This window comes from Faecalimonas umbilicata (genome assembly GCF_004346095.1).
Taxonomy (GTDB): domain Bacteria; phylum Bacillota; class Clostridia; order Lachnospirales; family Lachnospiraceae; genus Faecalimonas; species Faecalimonas umbilicata.
Genome location: NZ_SLZV01000013.1, coordinates 15278 through 35336, shown reverse-complemented (window position 1 = coordinate 35336; position 20059 = coordinate 15278). Strand labels below are relative to the sequence as shown.

The following is a 20059-nucleotide window of genomic DNA, read 5'->3' as shown; positions in this document are numbered from 1 at the left end:
AACTTATGGAATGGATAATGGACGATTATCTATTTTGACCTCAACAAAATTAATTACCACGAGAGAAAACTATGATGTGATTATTGTAGATGAATCGCATAAAATGTCTAGACGGTATGGGAAGCAGCATCCTTCATTCAATGCAGTATATAAAATATCGGAATTTGAAAATTGCCAATCTCATTTGGAGATTCTCCAACATCTTGGGAAACAAATTGTACTTATGTATGATGTTTTGCAGGGAATCAGGCCTGCAAATATCACTCGGAATATGTTTCAAAATCTGACAAAGAAATATGAAAAGAAGTTTTTGTCGACTCAGTTTAGAATCCAGACACCAAAAGGGAAAAGTTATACTTCAGATGATTATATTAATGGAATTAAGTATCTTTTGTATAAGGACACCGACTTGCTGGATTCCACACTTACAAATTATGATCCTCATTTTAACAGAGATGTATTTCGAGATAACGATATAGATGCATATTTTGGCTATGTAACAGAAAATCCATTACATAATTTAACGGAATGGATAGAAAGAGATAAAAATTTTAATCCGGAACACATTAATCGAATATTAGCCGGGTTGGTAGAAGCATGGAAACAAAGTGAAGGGAAAAATCCATCTATTATCCATTGGCAAGAAGGGAATATGAAGCGTAGGTGGAATTCGACACAAGAAAATTGGATTAATAGCAAAGAAGAGGATGCGGAAGAACAGATTGGATCAGTTTTTGCTGTACAAGGAATTGATTTAAATAAAGTCGGCGTACTAATTGGAAAGGATTTACAAGTGAATTCAAAAGGTCAGTTATTTGCAGATTCAAACAATTTTTTTAATACAAATGGAACTTTTACAGTTGAGGAGATGAAGAAAGAAGAAAATAAGCTTGAATTTACATTATTTGTTTTGAATATATACTATGTGCTATTGACGAGGGGAATTGACGGAATTCGTGTAGGATTTTGGAAGAATGATGCTTTTCGAAAGTATATGGAGGAAACACTGGAAATTAAAGAAAACTTGCCGTCTCTAGAATAGGCAGCATTTAAGTAAGAATATGAGATTATTGAAATGAAAAGGATATTTAAGGTAGGAGAGGTTGAAATGATGATACGAGAAACGATAAATCAAGTGTTAAAATTTAGAGATGATAGGAATTGGAAACAATTTCATAATCCAAAAGATTTGGCAGTTTCTATCAGTTTGGAGGCGGCTGAATTGTTAGAGGTGTTTCAATGGAGTGGCATGGATATAGAATGCAAAGAGAAGCAGGATAAAATCAGAGAGGAATTGGCGGACGTGTTGATTTATTGTGTTCTTATGGCAGATGTATGTGAATTAGATATAAACGAGATTATACAAGAAAAACTTAAGAAAAATAATAAAAAATATCCGATAAATAAGGCGAAAAATAATTCCAAGAAATATAATGAATTGTAAAAGAAATTAGGATAGAGCAAAATTCTAATGAGCCTGTGAAGAAATCTATGTAAATTAAACAATATAAAGGTCTTCTATGATGAATTATTAAATCATAGGAGACCTTTTATTATGGTGCGTGTCCGGCGAAGCTGGACTATACTTGTCGGTGCAAGTCCGGCCGCAGTAATCATCAGTGAGCCGTGCAGCTAAACTCAGTGTGTTACAGTAATGCAGGGTGCTAAGCGAGTGGATAAGGTAACTGTGATAAAGAGGTTCTCTGATTCATTCAAGTTTGTAGAGAGGGTAAGAGTACGAGAATGTCATGAAGGCTAATAACTCCAAAGAAAAAATTCGACAATTTCAAAACAAACTATATCTAATAACCAAGAAATGTGATAGCTAGAAGTTTCAGTAGGGTAGATGGTATCAGAATTGAAGATATTGAAGCAATGGAACATTAAGACAGAACTGGTAAATGGCGTGTATATCCTATCGGGGTGAATGAAAATTGCATCCGCCTACTCTACAGAAAATAAGGTAAGAATTTGATCAAGCATTGACAATAAGGGGAAGGTGTGATACTATAAAAAGCAATTAATTTAATATAGTAAAGTGGTCAATTACTAACGCGATAACGCAAGAGAAAGGAGAATGAAAAGCATGAAAAGGAATTTAGCAATATTTTTGATGGGAATGACAATTGCAACAATGGTGCTCGGGGGATGTGGAGATAAAGAAAATATTTCCAAAAAGGATGGCAAGCAATCTGAGAGTGTGGAGGATAAGAAGACATTTACAGTAGGATTTGATGCAGAATATCCACCATATGGATATATGGATGAAAATGGAGAATATACAGGATTTGATTTGGAACTGGCAGAAGCAGTCTGTGAACTGGAAGGTTGGGAGCTGGTGAAAAAACCGATCAACTGGGATTCGAAAGATATGGAATTAAATTCCGGCGCAATTGATTGTATTTGGAATGGATTTACTATGAATGGAAGAGAAGAGGAGTATACATTTTCTACTCCGTATGTAGATAACAGTCAAGTAATCGTTGTGGCAGAGAAATCCGACATGAAAACTTTGGAAGATTTGCAGGGAAAGAGCGTTGGCGTGCAGGCAGCAAGTGCTGCACTGGATCTTTTACAGAGTGAAGAAGAAGGTGGCCAGAAGGCACTGGCAGATACCTTTAGCGCTTTGAATGAGTTTGCGGATTATAATACGGCCTTTACAGAACTTCAGGCAGGTGCGCTCGATGCTCTTGCAATAGATGTAGGAGTTGCTAATTATCAGATCAAAACCAGAGGAGAAGGATACCAGATTTTGGAAGAAACTTTGAATACAGAGCAGTATGCAATTGGATTTAAAAAAGGAAATCAGGAATTATGCGATGTAGTCAATGCCGACCTGAAAAAATTGACAGAAGACGGAACGATTGCAAAGCTCGCGGAAAAATATGAGATTGCCGATATGGTAACTCTAAAATAAAAAAGATCCCTTTGAAAGAGGACTTCTTTTCAAGGAGATTCTGATAGGAGGAAGAAACATGAGTTTTGGGGTAATGTTGAGGCAAATGACAGCAGGGTTTGGACAGACTTGTCTGATTTTTGTCATGACACTGATTTTTTCGCTGCCTTTAGGACTGTTGGTCTATTTTGGAAGAGTCAGTAGAATCAAACTAATCAGCTGGATTGTGAAAATTTATATCTCGGTGATGCGGGGAACACCCTTGATGCTGCAACTTCTAGTATGGTATTTTGCACCATATTACTTGTGGCAGATGAATATTGGAGGATACAAGCTGACAGCAATTCTTCTTGGATGTTCTTTGAATTATGCAGCCTATTTTGCGGAAATCTATCGTTCTGGCATAGAGTCTATTCCAAAAGGGCAGTATGAAGCTGCTGCACTCCTTGGATATTCCAGACAGCAGACGTTTTTGAGAATCGTACTGCCACAGATGGTAAAAAATGTGCTCCCATCTGTGACAAATGAAGTAATCACACTGGTAAAAGATACATCTCTGGTATATTCATTATCTTACATTGAAATGTTTGCGGTAGCAAAACAGATTGCAGCAGCACAGACAACGGTTGTTCCATTTTTTATCGCTGGTGTATTTTACTATATTTTTAATTATGCAGTTGCATGGGGAATGGAATTGTTTGAAAAAAAGTTGAACTATTATCGTTAGGAGGTTTTCAAAATGAGTCTTTTAGAAATGAAACAGATCAAAAAAGAATTTGAAGGTACAACGGTAATTAAGGATCTTTCGCTCTCCGTAGAGGAGGGGGAGGTTTTGGCAATCATAGGGCCATCTGGATCCGGGAAGTCTACGTTGCTTCGCTGCGCAACAATGCTGGAAACTATCGATGACGGGGAAATACTATATCAGGGAAAGAAGGCAGTATGGATAGAGAATGGAAATCCAACCTTTCCGAAGAAGCAGGAGTTGAAAGAAATCCAGTCCTGTTTCGGTCTGGTATTCCAAAATTTTAATCTGTTTCCGCACTTTTCGGTCATAAAAAACATTGCAGATGCACCAATTCATGTACAGAAGAGAAACCGGGAAGAAGTTTACGAGGAGGCAAAAAAACTATTGGCAAAGATGGGACTTTCGGATAAAGCAGAGGCATATCCTTATCAGCTTTCCGGCGGGCAGCAGCAGAGAGTGTCGATTGCGCGAGCACTGGCCATGAAACCGAAGATGTTGTTCTTTGATGAACCTACATCTGCATTGGATCCGGAGCTGACCGGAGAGATCTTAAAAGTAATCAAAGATCTGGCGTCAGAGCATATGACGATGGTGATCGTGACACATGAAATGGATTTTGCACGGAAGGTAGCGGATAAGATCATTTTTATGGAGAATGGTGTCATCGCGGTGGAAGGAAATCCGGAAGAAGTCTTTGCATCTGATCATGGAAGAATGAGGGAGTTTTTGGGGAAATTGTCCATGTGATTCTTTGTAAGCAGCTTACTATTGGGTATTTTTTTAATGTGTTATTTCCCCAATTTGACTCATTTGAAAAAATTGAACTACACATTACAGATGATAAATGGAATAAATATTTGACAAATAACGAAAAGAGAAAAGATTGAATTATGAAAACTTTAGAATATGGTTCTATTGATAAAGGATGTTTTAATAAAGAAATTTTCAAACACATATGTGCAAACTATATTTATCTTTTTAAAAAAGAATGAATATGGAAACTTGATGTTTAATGTTTGTGTTGAGCCTCCTATAGTTAATGATCATATCAGAAAAACAACAATAGCTTTGAAGAATTACTCTGACACTGAGATAATTGAAGTGTAACAGCTGCATAGCGTCAATGTATAATAACATCAAGTATCACAGATCAGAAAGTCGTGATTAGGAATTTGATTTTTTATAGAAAAGACATTGACAAAATAACGATATTGCGCTATTATGAAATAGCGATATAAAAGAAAATTGTATATCCAATGTACAGCCTGTCGGTGCTCTGGCGCCGGGTAGGACAGTCGATCTAATATTCTTTATAAGGAGGACTTCAATATGTCTATCAGAAAAACAATGTATGTAAAAGAGAACTCATTTCGCAAACTTGACGATCCATTCAGTGATTTCACAAAGAAGTATGTATTTTATGTAAAGATTTGTGATGTCCCAGAAGGAATTCCAATGGCAACAAACCCTCGTGATCAGAAACTTACATCTGGTGTTGCACAGGCAATCAAAGAATCACTCGAAAGCAATGATGGATTTTTCCATCTGAAGAATAGAGGTATTGTTCTTTCTGCAAAGAGTTGTACATACAATAATAAGACAAAAGAAGTTACAATCAACTTCACCGATGATATGCTTCATGGGAACATCGATGGTGGGCATACTTATAAGATTGTATGTGATCATCGTAACGCTGGTCTTGACCAGTATGTACAGTTTGAAGTAATGACCGGTGTGGAAGATATCATTGAAAAGTTGGCAGAAGCTCGTAACACATCTGTACAGGTAGATGAAAAATCTATGGCCGAGCTTCAGCAAAAGTTTGACCCTATCAAAGAAGGATTGGAAGGAATGCCATTCTTCACAAGAATTGCTTTTAAGCAGAATCAGCAGGTATTTGATGATGAGACAAATAAGAGATTAAAGATGATTGATGCGCGTGAAGTGGTTTCTATTATCAACATGTTTAATATTGATAAGTTCGATGCAATGAATCATCCAATTAAAGCATACTCTTCAAAAGCGAAGATGCTAGAGTTATATCTAGAGAATCCAGAATCTTACCGCAGATATGTGAACATTATGCCTGACATTTTTGATTTGTATGACGCGGTTGAAACTGAGTTTGCAACAGCTTTCAATGAAACAGGTGGAAGATACGGACGTAAGAAATATTCTGGGTACAAAGATGGAAATATTATCGGTACATCTAAGTTTGGGCTTCGTGAGATTTACTATAAAATTCCAGATGGTCTTATTTATCCAGCAGTTGCAGCATTTAGATCTTTGGTAACATTGAATCCAGAGACCGACAAATATGAATGGAAGAACGGAGTGAATCCTATCTCAGTTTGGGATAGATGCAAGACAAGCATGGTCAGTCAAATTATGAATTTTGCATCAGCTATTGGTGATAATCCAAATGCGGTAGGCAAAGATTCTAATATCTGGAATCTTGCATATATGACAGTATTACTCCAGCAGGGAATGAACTAAAATGAAAAAGAAATATGTCGTAAAATTGAAAGTGAAAGAAGCATTAGATAAAAGAGAATTGAGTCAGAAGAAATTGGCAGAAATGTCTGGTATCAGAGAATCTACAATTAGCGATATTGTGAGAGGTACCCGTACCGTGATTAATTTTGAGCATCTTTCTAAAATTGCAGAAGCTTTGGAAGTAACAGACATTAGAGAATTAATTGATTTTGAATAGTTAATAACGATATAGCAGTCGAAGAGAGAGTTTCAGGCTGCTATGTTTCTTTACAGCATAATTAAGAATGGAAGAATTGAATGCGGTAAGAATAGAGGTGGCAAAGACCACAGACGAGAGGTCAGTGAGTTAGAAACAGTTCTGAGTAGTACAATTTAAATAGAAATGATGCACTCAGGCAGCGATGTGATATGCCCCTTGTCAAGTCAATGTCATTAAGTTAATTAAAAAGAGAATTAAAATATCAATCATACGATATTTTAATTCTCTTTTTTGTACCATACACATATAAAAAACTTGACAAATCTGTCAAAAAATGCGGGCTACGCCCCTTGAAATATAAATTTTGAGGAGGTTGCTCGATGAAAGCTACAGATGTTAAACAGATTTTAGAGAATATATTGTGTGAGTAGTGTCTGCTCCAGCGACATATGTGTATGAACCACAAAAAAACTTTTCACGCACACGTAAATTGCCTTTACATACAGTTATTAAAATGTTAATCGGCATGGGTGGAAATAGTTTGGGAAAGGAACTGTTAGAGTGGTTCGGATATTCAGAAAAAACGGTATCGGTATCAGCTTTTGTTCAACAAAGAAATAAAATTAAACCAGAGACTTTAAAACATATTTTTCAAACAATGGTATCTCAATGCGATAAACATACATTATACAATGGTTATCAATTATTGGCTATTGATGGTTCCGATTTAAGACTTCCCTCCGATAAAAGAGAAAGTTTTTCCTATATCCAAAATGATGAAACTACAAAAGGTTATAATCTATTACATCTGGACGCCTTATATGATGTTTTGCAGCACGTTTATGTAGATGCGTCTATACAATCAAAAATTGGTATGAATGAGCATAAAGCATTGGTTTCTATGATTGATGATTCCGCCATATCAGATAAAGTAATTCTTATTGCTGATAGAGGATATGAATCCTTTAATAACATTGCTCATTGTCAAGAAAAAAACTGGAATTATATCATTCGTTCAAAAGAATCCTATGGCATAAAATTCGAAGCTCCACCAAATGCGACTTTTGATATTGATCATCTTATCACGCTTACTCGCAGACAAACAAAGCAAACTAAAATTCTTATAAATAAAGATCCCAACAGATATCGTTGGATTCAGCCACACACGAAATTTGATTATATAAAACCTAAAGAGGACAAATTATATGATATACCTATAAGAATTGTCAGATTTGAAATTGCTGATTCTGTCTATGAAACACTATATACGAATTTATCTCGTGAAGATTTCCCAGTAGATATATTGAAAGAATTGTATCAATTACGTTGGGGAATAGAAACGGCCTTTCGAGAACTTAAATATAATGTTGGATTAGCAAGTATACATAGTAAAAAAACAGCTTTTGTTTTTCAAGAAATCTATGCAAAGCTCATAATGTATAACTTTTCAGCATTAATTGCTTATTCACAAGATGTACCCACTGGCAAACGCATAAATTTTGCCAAATCCATGCATGTTTGCTATCAATTCTTTAAAGAAAAGCTAAGCGACATTGTTTTAGCAAAAATGCTTAGTAAATATTTATCGCTAATACGACCTGGAAGATCTTTTGAACGAAATAAAATCAACAAAAATGCTGTGAGTTTTACATACCGAATCTCATAGACAGTTGTATTCATATGATATTGAACAGATGGCATTATGTCATCTGCTTTTATAGTACCATGATCAGGTGTTATGCAGTTTACCAGCCACATTAATTCAAGGTTGCGTTTTGCTTCTGTTTCCAATGCTCGGCTAGAACGAATCTTATTTAAATAACCATAGATATGAAGTTTTAATAAATCGGATCGGCGATAAGGTGATTGTCCTCGATTTCTACCGCTATACTCTATAAAACCCAGATTTTCTAAATCTAAGGATTCTACATAAGAATCTATTACTCGGACAGAATTATCCTTACTTATTAAGTCATCTAATGAAGTGGTTATCATTCTTGTCTGATATCTATCTGTGCCAACAATATATGCCATAATGAATCCCCCTACGATACTGTATTTGGTAGTTTTATTATAGCATTTTTCTTAATTGTTAGACAGTCTGATGTACGGTGGTGTGAGAGGTCGAAATTTCTCGCCTAAGAGGAATTTCTCCTACTCGATTTATGCATGATAGTCGGGATTGCTGACAAAATGGATGAGGTGTGATATATTGAAAGAAGTAAGTATATCTGACATTTTGGAGGCAAAGATGAAACGTTCAATCGGAGAAAGATTAAAAAAGCAAGAAAAGATGCCAAGATTCGGCAGGATGCAGCAGCTGAAAAGATGGAGATGTCTCGACCGACTTTAAGTGCTATAGAAGCAGATAAGAGATTAGTATGGGCTGAGGAGATCACAAAGTTTGCTGAGATGTATAAGGTCAGTGCATATGAACTTTTGTACGGATTTTCAGATGAGCTTCCGGAGATAGAAATCAGAGAAGCTATGGATGATCAAAATGTACGGTTAATGAAATATTCCCAACTTTATGTACAGGAAACATATTTTAGAAATGATGGAAGATCTTTTAGCAAGGCAAAGCATATAAGGACTTGCAATTGGTTATAAAGAGTTCGCAACTTTTTTTCCGTGATGATAAATCCACCTTGGTGCATAATAACAGTATATTTGAAAACGGCATCGATATTGGAGGGATGAGCATGGAAAAAAATACGATTACAAATCTTAATAATGAAGCAATGGACAATAATGCAGAGGTAGTAAAGTGCCTGCAGGAAACGGTGTCAAAAGCGACGGATGTATCTTCAGAAATAGACAAGATCATCTCGTTTACACCTAAAAGTGGGTATGATAAAAAGATTGAACTAATCGCAGCCGCAGATGATTTGACGACTAAAGAAAAGATAGCTGCTATAAATGAGGCTGAAGCCAAGTATTCGCAGGATCTTGCCGATAATGCGGAAACATATAACAGGCTACTCTGGACAAAGGTAGGAACTGTTCTTGGCGTGACAGCAGGAATTGTTCTTATGGTATCTTCACCGAGTGGGAGGAAGGTTGCTAAGAATATTTTGAAAAAGATAGCGTAAAGGAGGTGAAACCATGGCATACAGTGAATTAATCAAAAATTTTAATAAGGTCCGTGATTACATGCGTGATTTTTATGTCTATGGTTTCAAGAGCCGGGATGATTATACGAAGAAAAGTGCCAGGTCTTATGACGACGAGAAACGTCGAATAGAGAGCTGGCTTGGTGATTATATGGAATTCCATCAGACCGCTGATGGTAAGAATGTATTTTTGTCAATTGATAGCAGGGTAACCAGACATAATCCGCTTTATAAGGCATGGAAGACGAAAAGCTTTACAGACGGAGATATTACCCTTCATTTTATCATTATGGATATTCTTTCGGATGGACAAGAGTTGTCACTTGTAGATATTGCATTTCAGGTGGATGCGTATCTGGCTATGTTTGATCATGCAAGGGTATTTGATGTCTCTACGATCAGAAAAAAACTTAATGAATACGTAAAAGAAGGATTGATGGTAAGCAGGAAAAGCGGAAAGATGATGTTATACCGTCGTACAGAAGAGTTTGAAATGCCAGATATGGATATTTTGGATTTCTTTTCTGAAACTGCACCATGCGGTGTGATCGGATCGTTTCTGAAAGATAAAACAAATGACACAGCTGACCATTTTGCATTTAAACATCATTACATAACCGGTGCAATGGATAGTGAAGTTTTGTGTACGATACTGGAGGCAATTCATGAAAAAAGAAATATAACAGTTGAAATGATCAATCGTAAGAAAGATCGCATTACGGAAACGAATGTTGTTCCACTTCGAGTAATGATCAGTGTACAGAGTGGAAGACAGTATATAATGGCCTATGCCCAATACTTTAAACGAATAACAGCGTACCGTCTTGATAATATTGTCACTGTTAAAAACGGCGAGATTGCAGATCGGTTTGATGAACTAAAAGATAAACTAAATGAAATGCAGCAACACATGTGGGGAGTCGCAACAGATAGTCGATCGGGAAATCGCATGGAACATATTGAATTTACGGTTCAATATGATGATGGGGAACAGCATATACCAAGGCGGCTGGAACGAGAGAAACGAATCGGGAAGGTGGAACATATAGATGAACATACATCACGGTTTTCTGCGGATGTTTATGATGCCAGTGAACTGATTCCATGGGTACGCACATTTATCTGCCGTATCACAGATATTTCGATATCGAACGAAGCATTGGAAACACAGTTTAAAGATGATATTCAGGCGATGTATGAAATGTATGGATTGAAAGGTGGTGATGATCATGCTGTTTCATGAAATATATGGGACATACTTTCAGACTGTTTCAAGAATTCTGACAGAAGCGGTGGAGCATCCGCTTACACCAGGAGAAATTAATAGGATTATTCAGAATTATGCGTTTGAAGAAAGTTCATTAAGTATTACAGAGTCTTTGGGAGCAGAGCATTGGCAACTGTTGAAGGATGACGGGACGACCATTCTTAAGAATAAGCCTACAATACCGTTGACAATGTTGCAAAAACGTTGGTTAAATGCAATCTCACACGACCCGAGAGTGCGTCTGTTTACAGATCATCCCATCGTATTTCCGGATGTCGAACCGTTATTTTTTCCGGAAGATATTTATGTTTTTGATAAGTATTCAGACGGTGATCCGTATGAGGATGCAGAATATATTCGGAATTTTCGTTTGATACTGGATGCAATCAAGCATCAGTATCCGATTCAAATCAGCATTACGAATCGTCGCGGGAAACGAGTGACAACAAAGACAATTCCTGAGTATCTGGAATACTCCGAGAAAGATGATAAATTCCGTTTAATTGGTACCGGAGGTAAGCTGGGGAATACAATTAATCTTGGAAGAATCATCTCATGTGAAAAATGCGAGGATAAACAGGATACCAAGCTTAGCAAAAGAAACCGTCCGCATCCTCGAACAATAATCTTTGAATTAGTTGATGATCGAAATGCTTTGGAACGTGTTCTGATGCATTTCGCACACTTCGAAAAGCAAGTCGAAAAAATAGATGATCGAAAGTATCAGGTGACCATACACTATGATAAAGAGGACGAAACAGAGATTTTAATTCGTGTTCTTTCGTTTGGACCGATGATTCGCGTTATGAAGCCTACGGCATTTATTAATTTAATAAAGGACAGATTGTCAAGTCAAAAAAGTTGTGGACTGTAACAGTTCGCAACTTTTTTTCCATGATATTTGAAATCAAAAAAGATAAACTTAGATCATAACAAAGCACGTGAGGGGTTATGACCTTGCGGTGGACTTAAAATCCACTTGGCAGCAGATGGCCGTCGTAACATCTGTCAGGCATGCTTGGTTGATAAAGACACATACAGCAATATATTTTTACTATCATTATGGACGATATGTTTGAAAGGCCGAATGGCAGCGTCTTGTGTTTGAAAGGCACCCACAGCAATATATTAGCAAAAGAATATTTATTTTCTATACGGGTCCAAATCTCGGAGGTGCCTTGTTGTTATTAAAATTGGAGGGGAAATATCATGTTAGATTATTTGAAATTGGAAGATAATAAAACACTGACTGAGAATGGAGCAGCAACGTATAAAACGACCGGATCTGACATGTTGGATTTGTTCGCTACAATTGGAGCTTTGAGAAATTCGAGAGAGGATGAAATCGTTATTCGTTTTATTCGTGCATATTCTGAAAATTCAGAATTGGCAATGAAACTCCTGTTTTTTACCAGAGATATTAGGGGCGGTCTTGGTGAAAGACGTGTCTTTCGTATTATATTCCGGTGGTTGGCAGAAAATGATCCGGACGTTGTTATTAAAAATATAAGCTTTATAGAAGAGTTTGGTAGGTATGATGATTTCCTTGTTTTATTGCACACAAAATGTGAGCATGCGGCAATAAACTTTCTAAAAGCTCAATTAGAGGAAGATGTACAGCATTGCATGGAGGATAAACCAGTTTCTTTGTTGGCTAAGTGGCTTCCGTCTGTAAATACATCAAATGTAAACACTGTAAAAAATGCCAAGAAACTTGCCAGGGAGTTCGGAATGACGCAGGAGCAATATAGAAAGACGATTGTAACTCTCCGCAGAAAAATTGATTTGATAGAGAATCATCTTCGTGAGAAAGACTATGTATTTGATTATGCGAAAGTTCCATCCAGAGCACAGTTCAAATACAGAAATGCTTTCTTACGTAATGACAAAATGAGATACCTGGAATTTATTGAAGCAGTAAATCAGGATGCGGTAACAATGCATACAGATCACGTCATGCCATATGAATTTGTAGAGACCTATCTTCAGAGAGAAAACATAATGACTAATGATGAAAAAGAAGTTTTGAATACTGCATGGAAGGCACTTCCTGATTTTGGTAGTGAAGAAAATGCAATTGCAGTAGTTGATACATCTGGTTCCATGTACTGGGGCGGAAAACCGACTCCTGCATCGGTTGCTCTTTCTCTGGGAATCTACTTTGCGGAAAGAAATTCAGGCGCTTTTCATAATTATTTTATTGAGTTTTCGGAACAGCCTCAGCTGATTGAATTAAAGGGGGAAACATTTGCAGAAAAATTGCAATATGTTATGACCTTTAATAAGGTAGCTGATACAAATCTGGAGGCTGTATTTGATCTGATCCTGAAAACTGCAATCAAATATCATGTGCAGCAGAAGGACTTACCATCAAAGCTGGTGATTATCTCTGATATGGAGTTTAACACATGCATGTTGCATGCGGATAAAACCAATTTTGAAAATGCGAAACATAAATATGAAAGATATGGATATAAACTTCCAGAAATTGTGTTCTGGAATGTAGCAAGTAGGAATCGTCAACAGCCGGTTACTATGAATGAGCACGGAGCCATACTGGTATCAGGATGTTCTGTCCATTTGTTTGAAATGGTTGCTGGCAGGAATCTTTCGCCGTATCAGTTTATGTTGGATGTTTTGCAAAGCAGCCGATATGCGAAAATTAGTGCATAGATTGATGAGAAAGGATGTGTATGAAATGTTTGAAATAAAGGGAAAAGTTACAACAGCAATCTGTTACGCAAAAGTCGTAGAAGCTGAGGCAATAGAGCAGATTAGAAGAATGTGTGACTATGACCTGACAAAGGGAAGCAAGGTGCGAATTATGCCTGATGTCCATGCCGGAAAAGGATGTACGATTGGAACGACCATGACGGTCATAGATAAAATTTGTCCTAATATTGTCGGAGTTGATATTGGCTGTGGAATGTATACTGTAAAGCTGCAGGATCAGAAGATTGATTTTGAAAAAATTGATGAAGCATGCCATTATGTTCCTTCTGGAATGAATGTATGGGAAGGGAGAATGGAGCGATTTGATTTGACGCAGCTTAAATGTTATAGATCCTTGCGAGATGCAAAGAGATTGGAGAGATCGCTTGGAACGCTGGGGGGAGGAAACCACTTTATAGAGGTTGATCAGGCAAAGGATGGTACGTATTATTTAGTTATTCATTCAGGAAGCCGAAATTTGGGAAAACAGGTGGCTGAGATTTATCAACAGCTAGCGATCGATTTGCATATGGGAAAAGAAGAGTACTTTAAAGAGCGCGATGAGATTATTCGTAATTACAAAGAGCAGGGAAGAAGAGCGGAAATCCAAGAGGCATTGAAGCAGTTAAAACAAAATTATGAGATACAGGATTTGGATGCACCAAATGATATTTGCTGGCTTTACGGATCATTTATGGATGATTACCTGCACGATGTAGAAATCTGCCAGCGGTTTGCAAGAAGAAGCAGAGAGCGCATGGCAGAAGTGATTATTGAAAGAACAGGAATGACGGCAGTAGAAGATTTCCATACTATTCATAATTATATAGATGTCGATGAGATGATTCTTAGAAAGGGTGCAATTGCCGCACATGCTGGTGAAAAAGTGTTGATTCCGATTAATATGAGAGATGGTTCCGTTCTTGCTGTTGGAAAAGGAAATTCGGAATGGAATAATTCAGCACCACATGGAGCAGGAAGAATCATGTCCAGAACAAAAGCAAAACAGTCCATTGATTTAGAGGAATACAAGGCATCCATGCAAGGTATTTATTCTACGTCAGTGAATGCTGATACATTAGATGAGGCGCCAATGGCATATAAATCGCTTGAGGATATCATTGATGTAATCAGGGATTCTGTAGATATCATCGATATCATGAAACCGGTATATAATTTCAAAGCTTCGGATGGGGAGGTACCTTGGAAAAAGAAAGGTGACACAAATGAGAGAAAAGATACAGACTCAGCTTCGTAGGATTGAAGAAGAGGAGCATATAAAAATGCTATTAGCCGTTGAATCGGGAAGTCGTGCCTGGGGATTTGCAAAAGACATTAAGATTACTGTACAAGTCAAACCCAACACTATTTGAGTGGTTTTCTTCTCCAATTGTTTATCAGGAAACAGAATTTGCCGCCAAGTTTCGTGATTTAATGATTCATTACTTTTCATCAAAGAAGACGTTGCACCACTATATCAGTATGGCTGAAGGAAACTATCGGGAATATCTTAAAGGTGATTTTGTGAGAGCAAAGAAATATTTCTACGTCTTACGTCCGGTACTGGCATGCCGATGGATTTTGGCTCGAGGGACGCCTCCTCCTATGTTGTTTTCAGAGTTGATGAAAGCAGAGTTGCCGACAGAATTAATCGGTGCAGTGAATCAATTGCTGGGATTAAAGATGAACTCTCCGGAGGTGAAGTTGATCCCAAGGATTCCGGAAATAAATGAATATCTTGATGAAAGTATTTCGAGTATCAAAAATGTAGTGAGATCGCTGGAAGATAGTCACACACCAGATTGGAATGAGTTGAATCAATTGTTCTTGCAAGAACTGAGGAATTGGGAGTAACTTGCAAAACGTCAGGGTAGCGCAGCGGAGAGGCGCAGTGCCAAGTATCGGCAAAGGACGCAGGTTCGACTCCTGCACCTGACATTATGGTCAAGATTTATATAAATGCGCTATATATGCAATGTCACGAATACTGACATAAATGAGGATCTGTGATATACTATTGATAATAATTCCAAGGAACTGGAAAAGAAGTGTATTAGAAGATTTTATCCCTTACAGGCACTTTGAAATTTTAGATAGAGGAGGTGCTTAACATGATCGTGTTAAGTTTTTTGCTGAACACATTTAAATTAATTTTCAAATTACCGGTATTACTTTGCTTGGGGATTGTATATTCGATTGTAGGTATAATCAGAGGAATATACAGCATCTTCCACGCATTTTACTGGGTATTTCTTGCACTTGCATTTGTCACATGTCTGGTATGGCATTGGATCAGTTATTGTGCTTGTGACAGTCAGTGTAACTGTATTATCAATGTTTGATCTAATTAAAGACGGGATTCGTGGTATGATGGATCTGGTATCAGCATTCTAAATTTTAATATCAAAGGTTCTGTAACCATTCTGTGTAAACTAAAGATATGATGTATATCCTCTTGGATTAATGTTAAAAAATAAATATTAATCCAAGAGGATATTTTTTTGCAAGAAGAAAAATGAATCCCAGGGTCAAGCGTTCATCAACAGCTAATTGGAACACTATCGGCATATCCTGCTAAGTTAGGGATTGAAACTCTGCCCAGTTGCATACTTTTAGGGTATAAAAAGACCGCTTTAATCATTTTGTAATCAAAGCGGTCCAATTTACTAATTGTGCAATTTTTTATGCATATCAATGATTTTCAAGATATGCGCGTCACATGCTTTTTCTTTTGGAATAAGCGGATTATCTGTTGGTAAAATACCTGAAAAAATCAAAAAATCATCCTGGGGAATGTCAAAAGCATTATATATTTTAATGCTCGTTTTTGATTTTTTAATCATAAGATGTTCTTTGATTTTTGGTTGTTGTCCATCTTTTCCCATAATAGCAGGACAAATAGAAAATGAATTGCTTACTTCTAACTCTTTTTCAAACATTGAAATATTACGATTGTTTTGTGGCATCATCGTATGAACTCTTGAAGGCGAAGCAATTATTCTCACATCTTCCTCCAGAGGAATCTTTGAACTTCCTACAATTATGCGATAAGAAAATGGATTTATAGAATCAATCCCTTTTATCATCCTTATTTCAATATTATCGTATGTATCATCTACACCAAATTCATCTATCCACTTTTCAAATATTACGGCCCCTTCTTCCTTCTTGAAAACAAATGCTAAGATTGGAGGAAATGAATGTTTATACACATCAGCCATAAACATAACACCTTTCCATTGACCGTTATCCCAGTCAGGAATACTAATGATAGAATGGGTCTTTATACTATGTTGATTTACATTATTAATAAGATCTTTTCCTTCTGGAGGCAATCCTATTGTAATGGTTGAAGGCTTTTTCTTTTCTTTTTGTTTTTCTATTTTGTTTGGAACAATTAATTCCGCCCCGGTTTCGAATGTTTCTGTTTTATCAAGAACAGTATCAAATAAGAAAGCCTCTTTCCCCATTGTTTCTTGTCCAAATACAACACTATTCGAAAAAATAAAGGTCCTATCCAATGCAGCTTCTTTCAAAACCATTCTCTTAAGTCTGTCTAATGATTCAGAGAATGGAAACATCATTGAGATTATGGCACCGAGGATTTCTGTAAGGAATACAGAAATCTGTTGTTGAATCAACAAAAAATCATCTTTCGAATAATTTCCAATGAATATTTCCAACTTATTCGAATTAAGCTTTTCCCAGGTGACAAACTCCTCTAAGTTTTCATAATAATTTAAGCTTATATCTATTCTGCCACACATAGAAATCAGATCATTCTTGATACCTGTTCCTAAAAAGCTTTCTATGGTTGCTAAAATAGTTGCTGCTACTTCAAACTCCCCATTTACATATGGTGCATCTAGCGAGATTGCTATATCACATCCTAAAATACGAGACTGTAACTTACACACTTTTTCTGCACCAAACCAAGGATCAGCTACGATTTCATCAGCTACTGGGGAATTCCTCCACTCGCTAATTGTTTTATCAAACTGTTTCTTATCGTTTCCTAATTGACTCAGAAGACCCTCGTCATAATGTCCGAGCATATACCTCGTTACGATAGAAGAAATATCCAAGCCATTCTTTTCAAAATAGTACGGAAGTCTCATCAAGACTTCTTTTTGTGGGTTTTTGCATTGTAATAGCATTAAGGCCAGTGCAAAATCATAGTGAAACAGCGCTTCTTCATTAGCATGATATGTATCCGGATATAATTCTATTGCTATTTTTTCAAAGAACGAGAATTCTGTAGAATAAAGAACATGTCCTAGTCTCAGTTCGAGGTATTTGAGTTTATTAAGGCTAATAAATAGCAGCGGTAAAACTTCTCCATATTTGAAGTATTGATTTATACAGACACAAAATATGTAATAATAAAAATTCCTTGCAGCCCAATTCAGTCCGCATTTTTCATAAATATCAGCTAATGCAAATACTGATTTACAAAGGTTTTCCTTGTTCTGTTCATTGTAAAATGGAATAAGAGTTCTGCTGAAATACGATATCGCCTCATATGGTTTTTCATTTTTCAGTTTTGCACCTCTTTCAGCGAGCATACAGGCCATTTCTGTATCTTGTTTACATTTTCCCGCCGTTGCAACAGCCTTTTCGAATAAAGAATCATACCGGTCAGATTCGAGAATTACCGGAAACTCCATAATCAATTTATAAATATCTGATAAGTCCAAATCCAGATGACCGGTAGTTTCATCCAATAATTCAAACATTTCATTTACAATAGACTCTATGTCTTCTTCGGTGATGATTCTAAAAGGGATATATGCGGCTCTGGCTTCTAAGGCAGTATTTGGTTTTGTTTGATCCTTAATGAATGCTTCAAATTCATCTGTTACAATTCTTTTATGTTTTTGAAGGTCAATTCCTTGAACACCTTCGTTTGTTAGAGAAAATAGGTTAATCCATAAAGCAACCAAATCTTTAAACAAATGAACATTGTGTTCTTTAATCGTTCTCTTCTCGTATTCTTGATAATACTCATAATATAATTCAGGATCGTGATACCACCAATAAATAGTCCATGCTGCAACACTATATGCTTCAGCTATTTCTATTTTTGTACCATATTTCTTAGAAATACGTATGCATCGATCAATTAACCCTAGTATTTTGTCTGCTGAAAATTCAAGTTCGCGTGCGATGACTACAGCCTTGAAAACTAGCTTTACTTTCTCTGAATCTTTAATGTCAGGATTTTTTAGTGTTTCCTCTATTTTCTCCAGCTTATTCTTCCTTTTGTAATCGTGTTCACCAACCTCTATTTCATCTGATAAACTATCAGATAATCCAAGATGTTTTATTGCGATCTCAATATTTTTCTGTGATGCAAAGATTTTATCAAGCATCCATGTCCTATCTAAAATTCGAACATCAATATCATATTGAGATCTGAGTTCATCTTCGCATTCAGCCCGCTTTTTATCAGAAATATATTGATTTGACATAAAGAAAATTTTTTCATATTTACGTCCAAGATCATTATTTACGGTAACTATTTTTTTTACATCCGATTTTAGTTTAGGTTTCCAATCTTTTTTTGCGCTTATTGCAAATGCCCAACGTTCAAGAGCTGCCGATGGTGTGACTCTGCAATACCACATTTCGGATAGATCCTCTGCAACTGGATATGTTTCTGAATCTACTTTGCTATCACCACCTCCAGTAGGACCTGTTTGTGGCAATAAATTTGGACATATTTCTACTTCAGCAATCGCTCTACATAGTTCTTCGAATTGTTTATCCATGTTTCTACTTGTTAGTGTATCCAAGTAGAAATCCAACATTTCCCTTTGTATTTTTCCCTTTTTAACAGTTTTAGAGTCCGAGAATTGCTCTGGATGCATTTTCTTATAGTATTCTTTTTGTCTGGTCAATCTAACACCTCAAATCATATATTAGTTTGTAATCAATAATGATTACTTGAAATCTCATCTAAACAACACTAATAGTATAGCATGAATTTCTGATGCTTTCAGTACAATACAGCAGAAGAGTGCTGCATAAAGTGAAAACTGATGATTAACTTCTGGTAGAGGCTTATTTTGCGTGTTCGAAAACAATTAGACTGAAGAATGTTTCTTCAGACAAGATCAGAAACGGGATCAGCTACAACCTTAACCATGAAAAAGCATTGTATATGTTCCTCGAGGATGGAGAAGTGCCACTTGATAACAATGCAACTGAAAGTGCATTACGGAGTTTCAGTCTTCATAAGCATATCTAGGAACTGATCGATACGATTGATGGTGCAAAATCAAGTGCTGTGATCTACAGCATTGTTTAGACAACAAAGGCAAACCATCTGAACCAATTCTTTACCGTATATTTTATTTCTAAAATCATTTCTAGAAAAAAACAAAAAAATTTTTCACCACCTGGGTGTTATCCGCCCACACCAAATAAGAGAGGGAGTTAAAAATCCTAGTGCACTTTGAAAAATGAATAGTCAGCATTCAGAAGTTCCGCACAGTGAAGAGCGACACGTATTTCGCCGCCATGATTCTTCCTGCCACAAGGAAGAGAAGCGAACTGCGAAGATACAAAACAGATTTATCTGATCGCGATGATGAGCCCTGGTAGTAGGGGTGAGCATGTGCAGCAT

Annotated in this window: 17 protein-coding genes, 1 tRNA gene and 2 pseudogenes; 18 read left to right on the top strand and 2 right to left on the bottom strand. The window is 36.6% G+C overall.

The features are described from left to right. Nucleotides 1-10: 10 nt before the first annotated feature. The 8 genes from EDD74_RS15250 (at nucleotide 11) to EDD74_RS07280 (ending at nucleotide 8005) form a co-directional block, all read left to right on the top strand. Complete coding sequence (locus EDD74_RS15250; RefSeq protein ID WP_207658012.1) at nucleotides 11-1042, top strand: DNA/RNA helicase domain-containing protein; 1032 nt, start codon at nucleotides 11-13, stop codon at nucleotides 1040-1042. A 69-nt stretch (nucleotides 1043-1111) separates the two neighbouring features. Then, on the top strand, nucleotides 1112-1444 hold the full coding sequence (locus EDD74_RS07310; RefSeq protein ID WP_116442507.1) for a nucleotide pyrophosphohydrolase: 333 nt from the start codon (nucleotides 1112-1114) through the stop codon (nucleotides 1442-1444). A 642-nt stretch (nucleotides 1445-2086) separates the two neighbouring features. Continuing rightward, complete coding sequence (locus EDD74_RS07305) at nucleotides 2087-2917, top strand: amino acid ABC transporter substrate-binding protein (RefSeq protein WP_116442056.1); 831 nt, start codon at nucleotides 2087-2089, stop codon at nucleotides 2915-2917. Between the two features lie 58 nt (nucleotides 2918-2975). Beyond that, entirely contained in the window at nucleotides 2976-3623 is a 648-nt protein-coding gene (locus tag EDD74_RS07300) for an amino acid ABC transporter permease (RefSeq protein WP_016440400.1), read from the top strand. A gap of 12 nt (nucleotides 3624-3635) precedes the next feature. Beyond that, entirely contained in the window at nucleotides 3636-4391 is a 756-nt protein-coding gene (locus EDD74_RS07295; RefSeq protein WP_116442057.1) for an amino acid ABC transporter ATP-binding protein, read from the top strand. A 582-nt stretch (nucleotides 4392-4973) separates the two neighbouring features. Beyond that, nucleotides 4974-6140, top strand: coding sequence for an AIPR family protein (locus tag EDD74_RS07290; protein ID WP_116442059.1), 1167 nt, complete (start codon nucleotides 4974-4976; stop codon nucleotides 6138-6140). A 1-nt stretch (nucleotide 6141) separates the two neighbouring features. Further along, nucleotides 6142-6357, top strand: coding sequence for a helix-turn-helix domain-containing protein (locus tag EDD74_RS07285; RefSeq protein WP_116442060.1), 216 nt, complete (start codon nucleotides 6142-6144; stop codon nucleotides 6355-6357). Nucleotides 6358-6853: 496 nt separating this feature from the next. Next, nucleotides 6854-8005: an IS4 family transposase gene (locus EDD74_RS07280; RefSeq protein ID WP_207658013.1), complete on the top strand. Its 1152-nt coding sequence runs from the start codon at nucleotides 6854-6856 to the stop codon at nucleotides 8003-8005. Nucleotides 8006-8055: 50 nt separating this feature from the next. Here EDD74_RS07280 and EDD74_RS15730 read toward each other — a convergent pair. After that, nucleotides 8056-8373: pseudogene (locus EDD74_RS15730) on the bottom strand (transposase); the annotation flags it as partial. A 240-nt stretch (nucleotides 8374-8613) separates the two neighbouring features. On the opposite strand from EDD74_RS15730, the gene EDD74_RS07270 reads away from it, so the two are divergent. From EDD74_RS07270 to EDD74_RS07230, 9 genes and pseudogenes are all read left to right on the top strand, one after another. After that, nucleotides 8614-8949, top strand: a complete 336-nt coding sequence (locus EDD74_RS07270; protein WP_116442061.1) for a helix-turn-helix domain-containing protein — start codon at nucleotides 8614-8616, stop codon at nucleotides 8947-8949. 92 nt (nucleotides 8950-9041) lie between these two features. Further along, a complete protein-coding gene (locus tag EDD74_RS07265; protein WP_116442062.1) occupies nucleotides 9042-9431 on the top strand; it encodes a hypothetical protein in 390 nt (129 codons plus the stop codon). 13 nt (nucleotides 9432-9444) lie between these two features. Beyond that, complete coding sequence (locus EDD74_RS07260) at nucleotides 9445-10695, top strand: WYL domain-containing protein (RefSeq protein WP_116442063.1); 1251 nt, start codon at nucleotides 9445-9447, stop codon at nucleotides 10693-10695. Beyond that, a complete protein-coding gene (locus EDD74_RS07255; protein ID WP_165851608.1) occupies nucleotides 10682-11593 on the top strand; it encodes a WYL domain-containing protein in 912 nt (303 codons plus the stop codon). Before EDD74_RS07260 ends, EDD74_RS07255 begins: the two co-directional genes overlap by 14 nt. A 335-nt stretch (nucleotides 11594-11928) precedes the next feature. Beyond that, nucleotides 11929-13392 carry a DUF2828 family protein gene (locus EDD74_RS07250; RefSeq protein ID WP_174704854.1) on the top strand — a complete coding sequence of 488 codons (1464 nt, stop codon included), beginning with the start codon at nucleotides 11929-11931 and terminating at the stop codon, nucleotides 13390-13392. Between the two features lie 25 nt (nucleotides 13393-13417). Next, nucleotides 13418-14689, top strand: a complete 1272-nt coding sequence (locus tag EDD74_RS07245) for an RtcB family protein (protein ID WP_116442508.1) — start codon at nucleotides 13418-13420, stop codon at nucleotides 14687-14689. Then, a pseudogene (locus tag EDD74_RS07240) lies at nucleotides 14622-15285 on the top strand (nucleotidyltransferase domain-containing protein). The gene EDD74_RS07245 and the pseudogene EDD74_RS07240 overlap by 68 nt, the downstream one beginning before the upstream one ends. A 10-nt stretch (nucleotides 15286-15295) precedes the next feature. Next, nucleotides 15296-15369 (top strand) — tRNA-Tyr (locus EDD74_RS07235). 173 nt (nucleotides 15370-15542) lie between these two features. Then, nucleotides 15543-15773, top strand: a complete 231-nt coding sequence (locus tag EDD74_RS07230; protein ID WP_116442066.1) for a hypothetical protein — start codon at nucleotides 15543-15545, stop codon at nucleotides 15771-15773. 324 nt (nucleotides 15774-16097) lie between these two features. Here EDD74_RS07230 and EDD74_RS07225 read toward each other — a convergent pair whose 3' ends face one another. Then, complete coding sequence (locus tag EDD74_RS07225) at nucleotides 16098-19331, bottom strand: hypothetical protein (RefSeq protein WP_116442067.1); 3234 nt, start codon at nucleotides 19329-19331, stop codon at nucleotides 16098-16100. A 152-nt stretch (nucleotides 19332-19483) separates the two neighbouring features. Here EDD74_RS07225 and EDD74_RS15635 point away from each other — a divergent pair, with 152 nt between their 5' ends. Beyond that, complete coding sequence (locus EDD74_RS15635; RefSeq protein ID WP_278320682.1) at nucleotides 19484-19681, top strand: IS66 family transposase; 198 nt, start codon at nucleotides 19484-19486, stop codon at nucleotides 19679-19681. The last annotated feature ends 378 nt before the right edge of the window (nucleotides 19682-20059 follow it).

Bases quoted from the DNA above. Each gene is read 5' to 3' on its own strand.
- EDD74_RS15250 (WP_207658012.1), top strand. From the start codon at position 11: ATGGATAATGGACGATTATCTATTTTGACCTCAACAAAATTAATTACC.
- EDD74_RS07310 (WP_116442507.1), top strand. From the start codon at position 1,112: ATGATACGAGAAACGATAAATCAAGTGTTAAAATTTAGAGATGATAGG.
- EDD74_RS07305 (WP_116442056.1), top strand. From the start codon at position 2,087: ATGAAAAGGAATTTAGCAATATTTTTGATGGGAATGACAATTGCAACA.
- EDD74_RS07300 (WP_016440400.1), top strand. From the start codon at position 2,976: ATGAGTTTTGGGGTAATGTTGAGGCAAATGACAGCAGGGTTTGGACAG.
- EDD74_RS07295 (WP_116442057.1), top strand. From the start codon at position 3,636: ATGAGTCTTTTAGAAATGAAACAGATCAAAAAAGAATTTGAAGGTACA.
- EDD74_RS07290 (WP_116442059.1), top strand. From the start codon at position 4,974: ATGTCTATCAGAAAAACAATGTATGTAAAAGAGAACTCATTTCGCAAA.
- EDD74_RS07285 (WP_116442060.1), top strand. From the start codon at position 6,142: ATGAAAAAGAAATATGTCGTAAAATTGAAAGTGAAAGAAGCATTAGAT.
- EDD74_RS07280 (WP_207658013.1), top strand. From the start codon at position 6,854: ATGTTAATCGGCATGGGTGGAAATAGTTTGGGAAAGGAACTGTTAGAG.
- EDD74_RS07265 (WP_116442062.1), top strand. From the start codon at position 9,042: ATGGAAAAAAATACGATTACAAATCTTAATAATGAAGCAATGGACAAT.
- EDD74_RS07260 (WP_116442063.1), top strand. From the start codon at position 9,445: ATGGCATACAGTGAATTAATCAAAAATTTTAATAAGGTCCGTGATTAC.
- EDD74_RS07255 (WP_165851608.1), top strand. From the start codon at position 10,682: ATGCTGTTTCATGAAATATATGGGACATACTTTCAGACTGTTTCAAGA.
- EDD74_RS07250 (WP_174704854.1), top strand. From the start codon at position 11,929: ATGTTAGATTATTTGAAATTGGAAGATAATAAAACACTGACTGAGAAT.
- EDD74_RS07245 (WP_116442508.1), top strand. From the start codon at position 13,418: ATGTTTGAAATAAAGGGAAAAGTTACAACAGCAATCTGTTACGCAAAA.
- EDD74_RS07230 (WP_116442066.1), top strand. From the start codon at position 15,543: ATGATCGTGTTAAGTTTTTTGCTGAACACATTTAAATTAATTTTCAAA.